This is a genomic window from Arthrobacter sp. B1I2, from assembly GCF_030816485.1.
GTDB lineage: Bacteria > Actinomycetota > Actinomycetes > Actinomycetales > Micrococcaceae > Arthrobacter.
This window is the reverse complement of record NZ_JAUSYC010000001.1, coordinates 1,694,433-1,710,799: the sequence shown is the minus strand read 5'-3', so window position 1 is coordinate 1,710,799 and position 16,367 is coordinate 1,694,433. Positions and strand designations below refer to the sequence as shown.

The window sequence follows — 16,367 nt, the reverse complement described above, 5'->3', positions numbered from 1 at the left end:
GAATGGTGAAGAAGCGGAAGCGCAGGCGCGGTTTTGCCGTGGCCCTGGGAAGGATCCTGGGGTTCTTTGCGGCCAGTGTCATGTGCGGCGTCCTGGTGGCCAGCCTGGTGGTGCCGGCGGTGGCCGCCGCGGGGATGGGGGTCAGTTCTTCTATTGGGTTCTTTGAAGGCCTGCCCACGGAACTGACGGTGCAGCCACCGTCGCAAGCCACCAAAGTCCTGACCTCCGACGGGCAGCCGATCGCCACCTTTTACTCGGAGAACCGCGTAAAAGTGCCGCTGGACCAGATGTCACCCTTCATCAAGGACGGCATTGTTGCCATCGAGGACAGCCGGTTCTACGAGCACGCCGGCGTGGACCCGCAAGGCATCCTGCGGGCGGTGGTGTCCAACCTGACCAAGGGCGGAGAGCAGGGGGCCTCCACCATTACCCAGCAATACGTCACCAACGTCCTGAACGAGGCGCAGCTCTCGCAGGACAGGCCGGACGAGGTGGTCCTTAACGGGCAGAAGAACCTCGGCGACAAGCTGCGGGAGATGAAGCTCGCCGTCACCCTGGAGAAGAAGTACACCAAGGACCAGATCCTTGAGGGCTACCTGAACATCGTGTTCTTCAGCAGCAATGCCTACGGGATTGAAGCCGCTGCACGCTACTTCTTCAGCACCAGCGCGAAGGACCTCGCACTTCCCCAGGCAGCCTTGCTGGCCGGGCTGGTCAACAGCCCCACTCTGTACAACCCGGCCACAAACCCGGACAAGTCGATTGTGCGCCGCAACCAGGTCCTGTCAGAGATGCTGCGCTTGAACAAGATCAGCCAGGCCCAGCACGATGAGGCTGTGGCCACCCCTGTTGAATTGAAGATCACCCCCCAACAGCAGGGCTGCGCAAACGCGGCCATCGCGCCGTACTTCTGCGATTACATCTCCCACCTGATCCTGAACAACCCCGCCTACGGCCCAACGGAAGCTGAACGTGAGCGGAGGCTGTACCGGGGGGGCCTCACCATCACCACCACCCTGGACAGCCGGCTTCAGGCCGCCGCCCAGGCCCAGGTGGACGGGACTGCAGGCGCAAATCCGGACCGGTGGGCAGCTTCCCTGGTAAGCATCCAGCCTGGCAGCGGCAAGATCCTGGCGATGGCCCAAAACACGGTATTCCTTCCGCAACCGGGCAAGTTCGATACCAACCTGAACTTCAATGTGGATGCGAAGGACGCGCAGGGCAACGACCTGAACGGCGCCGGCGGGTTCCAGCCCGGGTCCACCATGAAGCCCTTCACGTTCGCGGAGTGGCTGAACGAAGGCAAGTCACTGACTGCTGAAGTGGACGCTTCGCGCCGCGTCTATCCCCTGGGGTTCGCGTGGAAGGACAGCTGCGGGAAGGTGCTGGGAGCCTACAGCACCGCGCAGGCAAATCCTGCCCTTGGTGCTGCGGACGACCTGCAGAACGCTGAGGAGGGCTTCTACCGGCGCATGCCCGTCAACTACGGCCTGTATAACTCGATCAACACAGCCACCTTTGCCTCGGCTGCCCAGCTGGATTTCTGCGGCATCCAGAAAATGGTGGACGCCGTGGGCCTGCGCAGCGGCCTGGATGGCGCGCCGGTCAACATGCATCAACTGGGCAACCTGCTGGGCGGCACCGGCGTTGCCCCCCTCACCCTGGCGGACGCCTTTGCCACTTTCGCCACAGACGGCCGCTACTGCGCACCCATCGCCCTGGTTGACATCACCGATGCAGCGGGGGCAAAGCTGCCTGCCCAGGCCCCTGACTGCCACGACGCCGTCAAACCGGACGTGGCCCGGGGCGTCAACTCGGTGCTGCAGGATGTCCTGAAAAAGGGCTCCGGCGTCTGGATCAACCCCAAGGTGCACGACAAGGTTCCCACCGCGGCCAAGACCGGAACCTCGAACAACAACGGGTCCACCTGGGTGGTGGGGTACACCACCGGCCTGGTCACTGCGTCCTTCTTCGGGGATGCGCTGGAAGGCCAAAAGCGGGCAGGACAGAACGTAACCATCAACGGCACTTTCTACCCCCGCCTGGACGGTTTCATGATCGCCGGACCACAGTGGGCCAACTACATGCTCAAGGTGGCACCGCTCTATCCTGCAGCCCCGTTCGCACCGCCTCCTGCCTCGATGATTGGGCCAAACCCCAATCCCAATCCGAAGCCCTAGACCCTGATCCTGGCCTGACCAGCGCGGCAGACACCCCCCGCGCGTCCGTCCCGTCGCCCATGTTGTTGCGATGGGCCAGGAAAGCACGACGGTGGTCGCGCGGCACGGGCGGTACGGTCACCCGCGCTGGCGTCCCGGGTAGTGGTGGGGCGGTGGAGCGGTAGGTGTGGCCGGTTGGGGTCATGGTTGCCACGGTATGGCGTGGGCCGGGGACGGGTTTTGCGGTCCAGCCGGGTGTTTCTTTGGTGTGGTTGCAGGCTTCGCAGAGGCCCTGGCCGTTGCCGGCGCTGGTGGGTCCGCCGTTGTGCCAGGAGGTGACGTGGTCGTGGTGGCGGATCGGGGCGTCGCAGTACGGGGTGCGGCAGGTATCGTCCCGGATGTGAAGGAAGCGCTTCAAGCCCGCGGGGAAGAGCCGGGCTTTGGAGTCCATCGCCAGCAGTTCCCCGCTGCCGGGGGCGGTGTAGAGCCGCCGGACCCACAGGCTGGGTTCGTTGTGGCCGGCGCTGTTGAGGGCGATGTCCCGGCCCTGGGCTGCCGGTAGTACGCCGTAGCCGGGGAGCCGGGCGGGTTCGGCGTCGGCCTGGAGGAGGGTGCGGTCGGTCATGATGAGCTGGATCTGCACCCCGCTGATCCCGCCGGGGGTGCCGGTGAGGCGTTCGACGAGGGTGTCGGCCATGACCTGGCCCCGGGACCGGTCATCCCCGGCCGAGCGTGCCGTGTCGGCGTCCCGGGTCAGGGCTGCGTAGGCGGCGACGCCCTGGGCGGCGGGCAGCAGGGCGGTCAGGCAGGTCATGGTGTCCGGTGCCGGGCGCAGGCTCACGGTCCGTTCCGTGACCGCGCGGGCGGCCCGCTTCGCCACCGAGGCAGGGTCCCGCCGGTACGCGGCGGCCCGGACGGCGGCCACAATGGCGCGGTCGAGGGCGCCGGTGTCCGCGGCGAGTTCCTCATCCACCCCGGCCCGGTCCCCGGCACTGAGGCAGATGGTTTCCTTCACGATCAGCGTGGCCCGCCACTCATTCAACAGCCCAGCCCGGAACGCGGCGAACGTGTGCGGCATCCCTGCAAGGGTTCTGGCCAGCCCCAGCAGGCGTGAACCCCGGGCCGGTGACTCCCGCCGCGCCAACGCGATCTGGGCGCCGACCCCGGCGCCCTGCTCATCGACGGGCACCCCGGCGGCGGCCTGCTCCCGCCGCTGCTGAACGTCGAAGGCCACCGCGGTATCGGCCTGCCGGGCGCCGACCGCAGATTTCAGATCCTCCAGCTCCCGCAGCTGATGAATCTTCCCCCCCCATCAGCAGCCAGCGGAACTGCAGCGAGCAGCCTCAAGACATCACCAATCGAAGGCGCATCAACAGCAAGTAAGGGCGTTCGAGCATGCGCCCCAATAACTGGGCCAGTTCCCACAACCGCTTCCATAACCAAAGTCTTCCACCAGGGCCTGACAACGACAGCAAGCAAAAAGCCCTATGTGGAAAACCAAATCCAGCCCGCATGTCGCCCCCCCTTTGGCAGGATGGGTGACGTGAAGATCCTGGATACTGAGCGGCTTATCCTGCGCCCGTGGGAGCCGGACGACGCCGCCTTTGTGCTGGACCTCTACTCGCGCTGGGAGGTGCAGCGCTTCATCGGCAACCTTCCCCGGATCATGACCGGCATTGCTGAGGCAGAGGAACGGATCGAGACCTGGCGCAATCTGGACGCCGTCCATGCGGTCTGGGCAGTCCTGCTGGAGACCCCGACCACTGGGGGAACGGCTACGCCACTGAGGCAGCCCGGGCGGTCCTGGGCTACGCGTTCGACAGCGGACTGCCGAATGTGGTTGCGGTGACCAACCCGGCCAACACGGCCTCGCAGCGGGTTTGCACCAGGATTGGATTGGCCCACCAGGGGCAGACGGAGAAGTACTATAACGCCCGGTGCGAGCTCTACGAACAGCGGAACTCCGCCTCCTAGCCCGCCCCTTTCCACAGCCGCTTCCACCAGGAGCGCTCGGGCTCCGGCTCCGCGGGAACTTCCTCAATACGCGCCGCCCGTCGCGTGCGCCAGCGCTCCACTTCCTCCTCCACGTCCCGGGTCTTGGTGATCACCGGTGGGCCGCCCTGCAACTGGCGGCGGGCGTCGATCACGCGCCGGTTGAAATCCTGCAGGATGTCCCGGACCTGCTGCTCTGTGTACTGGACGTCCAGCTTGGCGTCGAGTTCGGCGTCCTCGGCGCGGAGCAGGATGGCCGCCGGGCCCAGGCCGCTGATGTTCTCGCGCTGGATCAACCCCTTGACCCACCAGTCGGGATCGTAGGATTCGTCCAGGCCCGGAATTGGCTTGCCCGCGTACTTGAGGTTGTCGAACTTGCCCTGCGCCATGGCGTCGCGGACCAGGTATTCCGCGCGGGCGGCGTCGCTGACCTTCCTGCGCTTCTCACGCTCCCTCTCATCGAGGGCGTCCAGCCCGGCTTCCTCCTCGGCGCTGATGCCGGCGCCGCGGTATGACCGGACCTCTGCTGCCCGCTCCAGGCGCTTCCGAAAGTCCCCTGCCCCGCCGCTCATTGCTGCCACCGCCTTCCCCTCGCTTTGATCCACCTTCCAGTATTCAGCGGCGGACGGGCGCGTTCAACGCCAAGGTGGGCTGACGACGGCGGAACGTCCCGCCGTCGTCATCCCACCTTTGGTTTCGTGGAAAAGGATGCTGCCGTGCAATCAGGCGTTGGCGTGCTCGGCGAGGATGCCGTCGATCTGGCCGACAGCACCCTTCAGGCCCTCCTCCATGCCCATGGCCACCATCTGCTCCAGCTGTTCCTCGGACTCGAAGGCGGACTGGATGGTCATACGCGTCCGCTCCCCCACTGGCTCCAGTGTGACCGTGGCGTGGGTGACGCCCAGGTCGCCGGTGGGGTTGCCGTCGCCATCGGCGAACCCGTCATCGAACTGCAGGCGCCGCGGGGCCTCGATCGCCGTGAACTCCCACCAGCCGTGGGCTTTCTCCCCGTCAGGGCCGGTCATGTAGTAGTTGGCCCGGCCGCCGGGGACAAACTCCAGCTTGTGAAACGTAGCGGGCCAAGTGGGCGGACCCCACCAGCGCTCAAGCTGGCGGGGGTCCTCCCAAAGTTGCCACACGCGTTCGACGCCGGCGTCGAACTCCGCGACCAGCGTGAGGGTCAGCGCCTCCGGGTTCTTGTCCATACTGATGACTGCCATGGCAATGCCTTCCTAACCTTCAGCGAGAATGTCTGCCATCCTGGCGGCACGCTGCCGCCAGGTCTGTTCATATTCGTCGAGCAGCCGCCGGGCTTTTTGCAGTCCTTCATGATTGCCCCGCACGATCTGCTCCCGTCCGCGTTTCTCCTTGGTGACCAGGGATGCGCGCTCCAACACCGCCACATGCTTTTGGACGGCGGCGAAACTCATGGCGTAGAGGGCTGCCAGGCCGGAAACGGAGTACTCGCCGACAGTGACCCGGCGGACGATGTCCCGCCGGGTGGAATCGGCGAACGCCTGGAAGAGGCGGTCCAACTCGGCCTCATTCAACTCATATACAACCATTTGGTTGTACGTTACCGCTCGCGCTGACGCCCGTCAATGGGCCTGCCGGTATCTTGAAGCCCATGAGCATCTTCCTCGCCGGTGCGGGCCCGGATCCGCTGGCTTTCCCGGACATCTTCGACCGGTTCGCACTCGAGGCGCGGGAGCATGCCGGGCCCGGCCGTGCAGCCCGCATCGCCGTGGCCGTGCACCCAGGCAGCGGAAACCTGCCGGACCTCGCGGCGGCGTACACGGAGCCGCTCCAGGCCAGGATCGAGTGCGCGGTTTCGGTTATGCCGCTCGAGGCAGGAATATCTCCCGACGCTGCTGCCCTCGAAGACGTGGATGCGATCGTAGTGGGTGGCGGCCTGACGCCGGCCTATTGGGAGGCTCTTCACCCGGCGGCCGCAGCGCTGCGGCGGTCGGTTGCCCGCCGGACGCCGTATCTGGGCTTTTCCGCCGGCGCAATGGTGGCGCCCCAGCGTGCACTGATTGGCGGATACCGGATTAACGCGGTGGAAGTATGCGGAGAGGAATGCTCGGAAGGCCTGGATCCAGTGGACATTCGTGAGGGCCTGGGGCTGGCACCGTTCACGGTGGATGTCCATGCTGCCCAGGCAGGAACACTGAGCCGCGCAGTGGGCGCCGTGGCAGCGGGCCTGGTGGAAAGGGCGGTGGCCATTGACGAGAACACCGCCGTGGTGCTGGCGGCCGCGGGAGACCTGGACTACGAAGTCATCGGCAGCGGCAACTGCTGGGACGTCCAGCGCAGCGGCGCAAGGGCCGTGGTATCAGTCCGCCCTGCCCGCTGAGCGAACCGGGAACCCGGGTGCCGGCTAGGAGTCGAAGTGGGTGCGGACGCTGCTGCCGGACAACTGCTCGATCAGTTCCCTGGCCACGTCCCGGAGCTTCCGGTTGCGGTTGCTGGAGACTTTGGTGAGGATTTCCATGGCCTCCTCCTGCGAGCAACGGTTCTGCGCCATGATCACACCGCACGCCAGGTTGATGGCGGTGCGGCTTTCCAGGGCTGCTTCAAGGTCGTCGGCCCGGCTCTCTATCGTGTTGATGCGCACTGAGAGCTGCATGGTGTTGTGCGCCGCACCAGCAAAACCCACTGCCTTGTCGTAAACATCCGCGGTGAAAGCCCGTGGTTTGGCGGCGAAAAAGTTCAGCGCCGCCCTTGCATCACCTGTGATTTCCAGCGGCACGCCAAGGCTGCTGTGCACTCTGTGCTCGGCCAGCTTTTTGTTAAAGTCGGGCCATCTCGGATCTTTTGCGACGTCGTCGATCATGATCGGAGTCAGCTCCCGGAGGGCACGGACGCAAGGACCATCGCCCAGCGCCTGTTCGATGTGGTCAAGCTCCACCGCACGCGCGCTGCTTCCCGCTACAGTGATGGGCCGCCGTCGGATTTTAAGCGTGACAGCACACTCGACCCTATCGTTTGCAGCTTCGGAGACAGCCGCCGCTGCCATGCCGGAGAGCCCGGACAGGAAATCCACGATGCCCTCAGCTCCCACCAGGATCTGCTGCAGCTGGCGCACGGAATCGTTATCTACTGAACTCGACATGGAGCCATCCTACTGTTGCAAGGCGCGGGCCGCAGGGAAACGCGGGAGTTGGTTGGCATATGCTGGGTAGATGCCCCAGCATCTCCCCATTGACGAGCTCAGCTCCGTTATTGCTCGGATCCAGGGACTGCTGCTCACGGAAGAGAAGGTGGACTCCGCCGTCAGCCTCTTGGCCCAGGCGGCGAAGGAGTCAGTCCCCGGCACCATCGGGGCCGGCATTTCCCTGCTCGACACCCGGGGCCGCCGGACCAGCAGCGGCTACACGGACGGTGTGGTGGAACAGGCTGACGCCGCCCAGTACCGGCTGGGGGAAGGCCCCTGCCTGACGGCCTGGGCAGCGGAGAAACCCGTCCTGGTCGAGGATGTCCATGCCGACCCGCGCTGGCCTCAGTGGCGGGACTCAATCCGGGAACTGCCCATCAGATCCGTCGTCAGTGCGCCCCTCATCGCCGGCAAGGAAGCGATTGGCGCCATGAAACTGTATGCCGCCACGCCGTCTTCCTACGACGCGTCCAGCCTGCGGCTTGTCCAGTTGTTCGCAGCTCCCGCCGCGACTCTCCTGTCGCATGTCCAGGGGAGCGAGGCTCCGCACAAGATGACGGAGGGGCTGCAGTCATCGCTGCAAAGCAGGGACGTGATCAACCGGGCGTGCGGTGTCCTGATGGAACGCCTGGGCATCACCCATCAGGCAGCGTTGCAAGAGCTGATGAAGCAGGCGAGGCAGGAGCGTTCCACCTTGCTGGACGTTGGCGAATCCATTCTGGCCGGGACGCCGGCATCCGGCATTTAGGCAGCGCGGATGGGATTTGATCCACACGAACCGGAACAAAGACGCCGGCTCCGCGAAGCCATTAAGGCAGCAGGTATCGCCGTATCAGAGTTGTGGTTGAAGTACTTCGGCATGTCCGGGGACGCCGGCGAATACGAGGTTGAAGCCTATCTGCAGGGACTTCTCTCGCTGCCGCCGGTCCAGCGTGACCTGCTGGCGCTCGCCGCGAACGAACTGATTGACGAACGGCCCCGGCCACGTGCCCCGTACTCCAACGACTTCGCCACGGACCCGGCGCCGGCGAAAAAGAATGACGACGGCGGCAGCGAACCAGGTGCCGCAGCGGACGCTCCGTAGCGGTCACGGTCGCCGGCGACCGGCATCCGCCGCTGTTTCCGAAACCCCTGCACAGGCGTAGTGTCGAATACAGGAGACTCCGGACGGTGGCAGGATCCGGAGATAGAAACGCCCCGGGCCTTCCGCGCTGAGAGCGGCGGGCCGACAGCCAGCAGCAATAGTCACTGGCGCAACCAGGGATCGAGGCCCGATGGCCAAGAACGATGCAGTCGCCACGGCGGACGAGTACCAGGATCTATTGCTCGACACTCCCGAATTTCCCAAATTCCTCCTCGGTCTTGCGACGATCACCGCATCTCAGCTGGGCGGAAACGGCGCACCAGTGGAATGTACTGTCACGGTCGAGCGGGACGGTGCACTCTCCACCTTTGCCTACAGCAGTGAAGAGGGCCGGCGGCTGGACGAGACGCAGTACGCCTTCGGCACCGGCCCCTGCCTCACCGCCCTCAGGGAGCAGCACACAGTGTTGATCGAAGACCTGCAGCTTGAGCAAAGGTGGGGCCCATACGCCTATGCCGTTGAAAAGCTCGGGGTGCGGTCGGCCCTGGCGGTCCCCATCCACACAGACCCCCTCTCCCAGGCCGCGCTGAATTGCTACGCGCATACTGCCCACGCATTCGGCCCGGCCACCGTCAGGCTGGTAGAGGGCCAGGCCGCTTCGATGTCCCGTATCCTTCGGCTCGCCCTGCGGCTCCACGCCCCCGAAATTTTCCCCGAGGACCTTCGTGCTGCGCTCAAGTCCCGTGCAGTGGTGGACGCGGCGGTTGCGCTGGTCATGCTTCAGGCCCACGGAGGCCGGGATGGGGCACTGGAACTCCTCCAGGCCGCTGCTCAATCAAGCAACCGCCGGATCCAGGAAATTGCCCAGGACATCGTGTCGAGGGGACGATTTACCGCCCCTCCGGATGGGGAGGAATGATGAATGCCGAATGGACCGGGGGCCCGGACCAGTTGCTTGAAGCCGACGAGCAAAGGCGGGAAGCAGCATGGCGCTTCCGGCACGCCGGGGTTCCACTCCTCAAGTTGTGGACGTATTACTACGGCATTGGCGGTGACGTCGATGAGCTGTCCCTCGACGCCTACCTGAATGAAGCCCTCCACCTGCCGGCGGCCCAGGTGGGGCTCGTTGCCACTGCCATGACCGAACTAACACGGGATGATGCCCAATGACGGACAGCCGGGAACTGCCACAGGATCCCGATGGCCTGACCCGGGCAGACACCGAGCCGTCATTCCAGCTACTGGTCCTGGAGAGCCGCGACATCAAGGGCTTCCTTACGGAGCTGGCAGTACGGGCAGCTTCCCGACTGTCCGTACCGGGCAACACAATCCACAGTGGAGTTACGGTGCTCCGGCACAGGAGGCCTGAAGCAGTCGCCGCCAGCGATGCCGCGGCCAAGGCCCTTGATGAGCTGCAAAACGGGTTCGGAGATGGCCCCTGCCTCACCGCGCTCCGAAACCGGTCCACCCTCCTTGTTCCCGACCTGTCCGCCGAGAAGCGCTGGCAGCCCTACGTCAGGACTGCCTTGGAGCACGGCGTGTGCTCCATCCTCGCCGTTCCGCTGGATCTTGCCGGGGAGGCAGAGGCTGTGCTGAATCTGTACTCCGGCCGCAGCAACGGATTCTCGACGGAGGACATCGATACCGTGGAGGTGTTCGCAAGCCAGGCAGCCAGCTCCCTGCGGCTGATCCTGCGGATCACCCAGCTCAGTGAAGCACGGGAGGACCTGTCCGCGGCGATGCAGTCGCGGACCGTCATCGATATGGCAATCGGGGCCATCATGGCGCAAAACAGGTGTAGCCGGGACACGGCCTTCAGCATTCTCACCACAGCCTCCAGCTCACGGAACGTCAAACTACGGGAAGTGGCAGTGTCAGTTATTACGTCAATCTCCGGGGAAGAAAAGATCTCAACCCACTTCAGCGAGTAGAAGCTGTGTCCCCGCCCACAGGTGATGAGAATCACCTGCAATAAAACGCGATTTGGTTGAGTCAGTTCTTCCGGGCTGGGCACTATGGATAAGCAGGGCCGGGAACATCCGCCCTTGACATCCTGGTGACGCAACGAGGCCCACCGGTGAGCACAGGCCACCGACCCTCCGAGCGCGGACAGGCCATTGCCCGGCGTCAAAGCCGGCTTGATACAGGAAAGTACTGAACAATGATGTTTAACACTGCCGAATCCGTGACCCTGAAGATCTGGGACCGTGCCTCGCTCCACGAAACCCTCGATTCCGCGGTCACCGACCTCTCATCGCGCCACAACACCACCACCTGCCGCATCGCCGTCACGTGCAGCGGTCCCAACACCTTCACGCTGAGCGTCCGCGGCGATGAGCGCGCGCTGGCCCTCTAGGGACTCCACCCGCCAGGAGGCGCTGACGACGGCGGCCACCACCCGCCGTCGTCCGCGCTTTTTTTGCTGCCAGCAACGGTGGTGCGGATCGCTTCCACACGCTGACACGCTTCCGCAGAACGGCGTAGCATTCGTCGGGTACGCGAGAATCACAGGAGGCCATATGGATACCCAGCGGAAAGCCAGCCGGTTCAGCCTCAAGTCCCTGGCGCTGCCCGTCATCCAGGCACCCATGGCCGGCGGGCCCTCCACCCCGCATCTCGCCGCCGCTGTCAGCGCGGCCGGCGGACTGGGATTCCTGGCGGCGGGCTACAAGACCGCCGCCGCCACGCGCGCCGAGATTGAAGCAGTCACGTCCCTTACAGACCGGCCGGTTGGGGTCAACCTTTTTGTCCCCCAAGCCTCCGTCATCAGCCACGAATCCCTTCAGAAATACGCAGAATCGCTGGCTCCGGACGCCGAACGTTTCGGCGTCAGCCTGGGACAGCCACGTCATGACGATGACGACTGGGACAAGAAGCTCGACGCATTGCTGGAGCTCGCACCGGCCGTTGTTTCGTTCACCTTCGATTTTCCCGAATCGAGCGTAGTGGAAGCCCTCCAGCAACACGGGGTGTATGTGGTTGCAACCGTCACGGACCGTGACGAAGCGCTGCAGGCCCTTGCAGGAGGCGCTGACGCCCTGTGCGTCCAGGGCCCGGAAGCCGGCGGCCACCGCGGAACGTTCAAGGCGGCTGCTCCTCCTACCGAGGTTCCCCTCCATGGCATCCTCGAAGAGCTGGCCGATCTTGAGGTGCCCCTCATCGCAGCCGGCGGGATTGCCACAGCGGAGCACACCCGGGCTGCGCTGGCCGTCGGCGCCGCTGCGGTCCAGGCCGGAACGGCATTCCTTCGTGCTGATGAGGCGGGAACCAAGGCGGCGCACCGGGCCGCACTGACGTCGTCGCACCGTTTCACCACCACCGCCGTCACCCGTGCCTTCTCCGGCCGCAACGCCCGGGGGCTGCAGAACGAATTCATGCGCCGGCATGATGGCGCCGCGCCCTACGGCTACCCGGAAATCCACCACCTCACCACTCCCCTGCGCGCCGCGGCCGCAGCCGCCGGGGAGCCGGACTGGCTGAACCTGTGGGCCGGCGTCAACTACCGAAACACCCTTGGGGGCTCGGCAGAGTCAATCCTCGCGAGCCTTCGGCCGTGAGGTTCGGCCCGCCGTCGTCCGCTTTTTAAAGCCAGACGGCGGGCCGGCGCCTTTCGGAGCCGGCCCGCCGCGCATACGTGGTGCCCTAGAGGGTGGCGGTGTCGATCACGAAGCGGTACCGAACGTCCGATGCCAGGACGCGCTCGTAGGCCTCGTTGATTTTCTCGGCCGGGATGACCTCGATCTCGGCGCCCAGGCCGTGCTCAGCGCAGAAGTTGAGCATCTCCTGGGTCTCGCGGATGCCACCGATCATGGAACCGGCGAAGGAACGGCGTCCGCCGATCAGCGCGAAGGCATTGACGGGGAGCGGCTCGGCGGGGGCGCCGACGTTTACCAGGGCACCGTCAAGCTTCAGCAGGCCCAGGTAGGAGCTGATATCGAGCGATGCGCTGACCGTGTTGATGATCAGGTCGAAGCTGCCGGCGAGCTGCTCGAACGTGCCGGGATCGCTGGTGGCGAAGTAGCTGTCAGCGCCCAAACGCAGCCCGTCTTCCTGCTTCTTCAGTGACTGGGACAGGACGGTCACCTCGGCGCCCATGGCGTGGGCGAGCTTGACGGCCATGTGGCCCAGGCCGCCGAGGCCGACGACGGCGACATTCTTGCCGGGGCCGGCGCCCCAGTGCCGCAGCGGGGAGTAGGTGGTGATGCCGGCGCACAGCAGCGGCGCGGCGACGTCGAGTTCGATGCCCTCGGGAATGGTCACCACGAAGTCCTCGGTCACCACAACGTGGGTGGAGTAGCCGCCCTGGGTGATGGTGCCGTCACGGTCCACGGCGCCGTACGTGCCAACGTTGCCCTTGAGGCAGTACTGTTCCTCTCCGGCCTGGCAGTTGGCGCACTCGCCGCAGGAGTTGACCATGCAGCCAACACCAACGCGGTCACCCACCTTATGCTTGGTCACCTCGGCGCCCACCTCGGTGACAATGCCGGCGATTTCGTGGCCGGGCACCAGGGGGTACTGCTGCGGGCCCCAGTCACCGCGGACGGTGTGGATGTCGGAGTGGCAGATGCCGGCGAACTTGATGTCGATCAGGACGTCATGGGGACCCACCTCGCGGCGCTCGATGGTGGTTGCCACCAGGTCCTCCGTGGCGGACGGGGATGCATAAGCCTTGACGGTAGTCATGGTTCTCCTGTGATCTGTTGGGGGATAACAAAAATGCTACCGGGGTTGTTCGAATCAAACCCCGGAAATGGTTGGGCCAGCGTGGCCCTGTTGTACCTGGTCTTGGCAGTCCTACCCTTGGCCGCCGTCATAACCAGGGGGAACTGCGGTCATGGGCGGAGGAGCACCTTGATGGCGCGGCGTTCATCCATGGCCCTGTACGCCTCTGCCGCCTGCTCGAGCGGGAGTTCGAGGTCGAACACCTTTCCGGGGTCGATCTCACCACGCAGGATGAGGTCGATCAGCTCGGGCAGGTACTGCCGGACAGGCGCCGGGCCGCCGTGCAGGTGCACGTGCGAGTAGAACAGGTCCCGGCCGGGCAGGGCCACGTCATGGGACACGCCCACGAACCCGACGTGACCACCTGCACGCGTGGCGTGGATCGCCTGCAGCATTGATTCCTGCGTGCCCACGGCTTCGATGACGGAGTGTGCTCCGAGCCCGTCTGTGAGTTCCTTAATCTTCTTCACGCCGTCGTCCCCGCGCTCCTCCACGATGTCCGTGGCGCCGTACTCGCGGGCCAGGGCCTGCCGGTCAGCGTGGCGGGACATGGCGATGATCCGTTCGGCGCCCAACTGCCTGGCTGCCAGGACGCCCAAAAGGCCCACGGCACCGTCGCCCACTACCGCCACGGTCTTGCCGGGCCCCACTTCGGCGGCCTTGGCGGCGAACCATCCTGTGCCCAGCACATCGGAGGCCGCCAGCAGCGACGGAACCTTGCCGGCGTCGGGCATTCCTGGAACGGCCACCAGGGTGCCGTCCGCGAGGGGGACGCGCAGGTACTCGGCCTGGGCGCCGCCCACGCCCTGCCGGTGGACGCAGCCGCTCTGGTAGCCGGAGCGGCAGATTTCGCAGGTGTTGTCCGAGGCGAAGAAGGAGCCGACGACGAACTGGCCGGGCTGGACATCGTTCACGTCGGCACCGACTTCTTCGACGATGCCCACGTACTCGTGCCCCATGGGCATGGGTTTCGGAAGCGTGTCCGCGCCGCGGTAGGGCCACAGGTCGGACCCGCAGACGCAGGCAGCGGTGACCTTGATGACCGCATCGGTGGGCCGGTGGATGGCGGGTTTGGCGCGTTCCTCTACCCGGACATCTCCCGGGGCGTGCATCACTGTGGCGCGCATGCGTCCTCCAAATGCTCAATGCTGAAAGTGGACAATCCCCATCAAACCGGCCGCGCGGAAAGATAGCGAGGGCCCTGCTGTAACTGGTTCTGGCAGAACCTCCTTACGGTCAGGCCGATCGTCGTAACGTGTTCCCTATGGATAACCGAGCCGAGGTCCGACAGTTCCTGTCCTCCCGCCGTGGGCGCATCACCCCGGAGCAGGCGGGCATCGAACCGTACGGCGGCCGGCGGCGCGTACCGGGGCTGCGCCGCGAGGAGGTGGCCCGGCTTGCGGGGGTCAGCGTGGACTATTACACGCGCCTTGAACGGGGGAACCTCAGCGGCGTTTCGGACAGCGTGCTGGACGCCATTGCCGGCGCCCTGGAGCTGGACCGCGCCGAGCACGACCACCTTTACGACCTGGCCCGGGCGGCCAACACATCGGGACGCAGGCGTGCCCCGGGCTCCGCCCCGGCACCCTCAGGGGTCCGGCAGGAGCTGCAGTACCTCCTGGACGCCATCACCGAAGCGCCGGCGTTCATCGGCAACAACCGGATGGACATCGTGGCTGCCAACACTCTGGGCTACGCGCTGTACTCGGACATGTACCGCAACCCGTCACGGCCGGCCAACCACTCCCGGTTCATCTTCCTTGACCCGCGTGCCCATAACTTCTACACCGATTGGGACCGGGCTGCGAACACCAACGTGGCCATCCTCCGCCGCGAGGCCGGCCGCAATCCCCATGACAAGGGCATCGCCGAACTCATTGGTGAGCTGTCCATGCGCAGCGACGAATTCCGCACCCTTTGGGCCGCGCACAACGTCCGCCGCCATTACGCGGGGACCAAGTTCTTCCAGCACCCCGTGGTGGGGCTGCTCGAGCTGAACTACCAGGTGCTGGGACTGGAAGAGGACCCCGGACATACTTTGACGGTCTACCCCGCCACTCCGGGCAGCCCGTCCGCCGAAGCCCTCAAACTCCTGTCCTCCTGGGCGGCCACCGAAAAGATCGCCGAGGCGGCCCGGGGCCAGGTGCGCGCCCTGTAGGGTTCCTCCTGCTACAGCGCGCGGTGATACTGGCTGGGCCACCTCTCCTTGGGCGGATGGGCTGTGAGCCGGAGCGCGAAATAGGGATCGCGCAGGAGCGCCCGCCCAACAATTACTGCGTCCACGGACGACGTCTCAGCGACCTTTCGCAACAGCTCAGGGTCCGAAAGCTGGCCCACCGGGGCCACCGCGACGCCGGCGATATCCTTCAGGACCTCGGCGAATTCCAGGTTGAGGCCCTGCTTGTTGGGCGGCGGCGCATCGATGGCTAAAGCACCCGACGTCACATCGAGGAGGTCGATGCCGAGTGCGGCAAGCCGGGCGGCGAACACGAGGGCTTCATCGATGGTGATCCCGCCGTCGATCCAGTCCGTGGCTGTGATGCGCACGAAGACGGGCCTATCCTGCGGGAAGGCATCCCGAACGGCTTTGCAGACCCTCAGCGGCAGCAGCATCCGGTTCTCAAGCCCGCCGCCAAACTCGTCAGTTCGGCGGTTCGTTACCGGCGAGAGGAATTGATGGAGCAGGTACCCGTGCGCTGCATGGATTTCGACGACATCGTAGCCGGCCTCCGCAGCGTTAACGGCGGCCTGGGCGAATGCCTCGACGGTCCCTTCCATTTCGGCGGTTGTCATCGCATCCGGAACGGTCAGCTGCCCGAACGGCGTGGCGGACGGGGCCATGGGAATCCAGCCCCCGTCCTCCACAGGGACCGCCCCATTCTGCCCCTTTCCGAGCCACGGGACCATGTGCGAGCTTTTGCGCCCGGCACTCTGCAACTGGACTGCGGCAATGGCGCCAAGGTCCTTGATCTGGGCTGCCAGCTTCCGGTGCGCACCGACTTGTGGCGCGCTCCAGATACCGAGATCGTGCGCCGTCGTCCGATGGCGAGGGCCCACCGCCGTTGACTCCACCATGACCATCCCCGCACCACCCACAGCCCTGGACCCGTAGTGGACCATGTGCCAGCTCGTGGGGACACCGTCTTCAGTGGCCGAATACTGGCACATGGGGGACATCCAGATTCTGTTCGGAATCTTAAGCCCGCGCAGCTTCAGCGGGCGCGAAAATTTCTCAATTGACGTACTCATTTCC

Annotated in this window: 18 protein-coding genes and 1 pseudogene; 11 read left to right on the top strand and 8 right to left on the bottom strand. The window is 65.5% G+C overall.

Going from position 1 to position 16,367, the window contains the following annotated elements:
- Positions 1-2 precede the first annotated feature (2 nt).
- Positions 3-2,180, top strand: coding sequence for a transglycosylase domain-containing protein (locus QFZ57_RS07955; protein WP_306899343.1), 2,178 nt, complete (start codon positions 3-5; stop codon positions 2,178-2,180).
- Here the strand turns inward: QFZ57_RS07955 and QFZ57_RS07950 are convergent.
- A complete protein-coding gene (locus tag QFZ57_RS07950; RefSeq protein WP_306899341.1) occupies positions 2,089-3,393 on the bottom strand; it encodes an HNH endonuclease in 1,305 nt (434 codons plus the stop codon). The genes QFZ57_RS07955 and QFZ57_RS07950 overlap by 92 nt on opposite strands.
- A 60-nt stretch (positions 3,394-3,453) precedes the next feature.
- Here QFZ57_RS07950 and QFZ57_RS07945 point away from each other — a divergent pair.
- Positions 3,454-4,133: pseudogene (locus QFZ57_RS07945) on the top strand (GNAT family N-acetyltransferase).
- On the opposite strand, the gene QFZ57_RS07940 reads toward QFZ57_RS07945, so the two are convergent.
- From QFZ57_RS07940 to QFZ57_RS07930, 3 genes are all read right to left on the bottom strand, one after another.
- Complete coding sequence (locus QFZ57_RS07940; RefSeq protein WP_306901552.1) at positions 4,130-4,723, bottom strand: DnaJ family domain-containing protein; 594 nt, start codon at positions 4,721-4,723, stop codon at positions 4,130-4,132. The pseudogene QFZ57_RS07945 and the gene QFZ57_RS07940 sit on opposite strands and share 4 nt — an antisense overlap.
- A gap of 150 nt (positions 4,724-4,873) precedes the next feature.
- A complete protein-coding gene (locus QFZ57_RS07935; protein WP_306899339.1) occupies positions 4,874-5,371 on the bottom strand; it encodes an SRPBCC family protein in 498 nt (165 codons plus the stop codon).
- A gap of 12 nt (positions 5,372-5,383) precedes the next feature.
- On the bottom strand, positions 5,384-5,716 hold the full coding sequence (locus tag QFZ57_RS07930; protein ID WP_306899337.1) for an ArsR/SmtB family transcription factor: 333 nt from the start codon (positions 5,714-5,716) through the stop codon (positions 5,384-5,386).
- 62 nt (positions 5,717-5,778) lie between these two features.
- On the opposite strand from QFZ57_RS07930, the gene QFZ57_RS07925 reads away from it, so the two are divergent.
- Entirely contained in the window at positions 5,779-6,507 is a 729-nt protein-coding gene (locus QFZ57_RS07925) for a Type 1 glutamine amidotransferase-like domain-containing protein (protein WP_306899336.1), read from the top strand.
- Between the two features lie 24 nt (positions 6,508-6,531).
- Here QFZ57_RS07925 and QFZ57_RS07920 read toward each other — a convergent pair whose 3' ends face one another.
- Positions 6,532-7,266: a GAF and ANTAR domain-containing protein gene (locus QFZ57_RS07920; protein WP_306899333.1), complete on the bottom strand. Its 735-nt coding sequence runs from the start codon at positions 7,264-7,266 to the stop codon at positions 6,532-6,534.
- Between the two features lie 70 nt (positions 7,267-7,336).
- Here QFZ57_RS07920 and QFZ57_RS07915 point away from each other — a divergent pair, with 70 nt between their 5' ends.
- From QFZ57_RS07915 to QFZ57_RS07885, 7 genes are all read left to right on the top strand, one after another.
- Positions 7,337-8,056, top strand: coding sequence for a GAF and ANTAR domain-containing protein (locus QFZ57_RS07915; protein ID WP_306899331.1), 720 nt, complete (start codon positions 7,337-7,339; stop codon positions 8,054-8,056).
- A 9-nt stretch (positions 8,057-8,065) separates the two neighbouring features.
- Positions 8,066-8,392, top strand: coding sequence for a hypothetical protein (locus tag QFZ57_RS07910; protein ID WP_306629902.1), 327 nt, complete (start codon positions 8,066-8,068; stop codon positions 8,390-8,392).
- Positions 8,393-8,582: 190 nt separating this feature from the next.
- On the top strand, positions 8,583-9,311 hold the full coding sequence (locus tag QFZ57_RS07905) for a GAF and ANTAR domain-containing protein (RefSeq protein WP_306899330.1): 729 nt from the start codon (positions 8,583-8,585) through the stop codon (positions 9,309-9,311).
- Positions 9,311-9,562: a hypothetical protein gene (locus QFZ57_RS07900; RefSeq protein ID WP_306899328.1), complete on the top strand. Its 252-nt coding sequence runs from the start codon at positions 9,311-9,313 to the stop codon at positions 9,560-9,562. Before QFZ57_RS07905 ends, QFZ57_RS07900 begins: the two co-directional genes overlap by 1 nt.
- Entirely contained in the window at positions 9,559-10,323 is a 765-nt protein-coding gene (locus tag QFZ57_RS07895; RefSeq protein WP_306899326.1) for a GAF and ANTAR domain-containing protein, read from the top strand. Before QFZ57_RS07900 ends, QFZ57_RS07895 begins: the two co-directional genes overlap by 4 nt.
- 230 nt (positions 10,324-10,553) lie before the next feature.
- Positions 10,554-10,748: a hypothetical protein gene (locus QFZ57_RS07890; protein ID WP_306629898.1), complete on the top strand. Its 195-nt coding sequence runs from the start codon at positions 10,554-10,556 to the stop codon at positions 10,746-10,748.
- Between the two features lie 163 nt (positions 10,749-10,911).
- Entirely contained in the window at positions 10,912-11,949 is a 1,038-nt protein-coding gene (locus tag QFZ57_RS07885) for a nitronate monooxygenase (RefSeq protein ID WP_306899323.1), read from the top strand.
- A gap of 85 nt (positions 11,950-12,034) precedes the next feature.
- On the opposite strand, the gene QFZ57_RS07880 is transcribed toward QFZ57_RS07885, so the two are convergent.
- A complete protein-coding gene (locus QFZ57_RS07880) occupies positions 12,035-13,075 on the bottom strand; it encodes an NAD(P)-dependent alcohol dehydrogenase (protein WP_306629896.1) in 1,041 nt (346 codons plus the stop codon).
- A 149-nt stretch (positions 13,076-13,224) separates the two neighbouring features.
- On the bottom strand, positions 13,225-14,241 hold the full coding sequence (locus tag QFZ57_RS07875; protein ID WP_306629895.1) for a zinc-dependent alcohol dehydrogenase family protein: 1,017 nt from the start codon (positions 14,239-14,241) through the stop codon (positions 13,225-13,227).
- Positions 14,242-14,378: 137 nt separating this feature from the next.
- Here QFZ57_RS07875 and QFZ57_RS07870 point away from each other — a divergent pair, with 137 nt between their 5' ends.
- Positions 14,379-15,272, top strand: coding sequence for a helix-turn-helix transcriptional regulator (locus tag QFZ57_RS07870; RefSeq protein WP_306629894.1), 894 nt, complete (start codon positions 14,379-14,381; stop codon positions 15,270-15,272).
- Positions 15,273-15,283: 11 nt separating this feature from the next.
- Here the strand turns inward: QFZ57_RS07870 and QFZ57_RS07865 are convergent, their stop codons facing one another.
- On the bottom strand, positions 15,284-16,363 hold the full coding sequence (locus tag QFZ57_RS07865; RefSeq protein ID WP_306629893.1) for an NADH:flavin oxidoreductase/NADH oxidase: 1,080 nt from the start codon (positions 16,361-16,363) through the stop codon (positions 15,284-15,286).
- Positions 16,364-16,367: the final 4 nt, after the last annotated feature.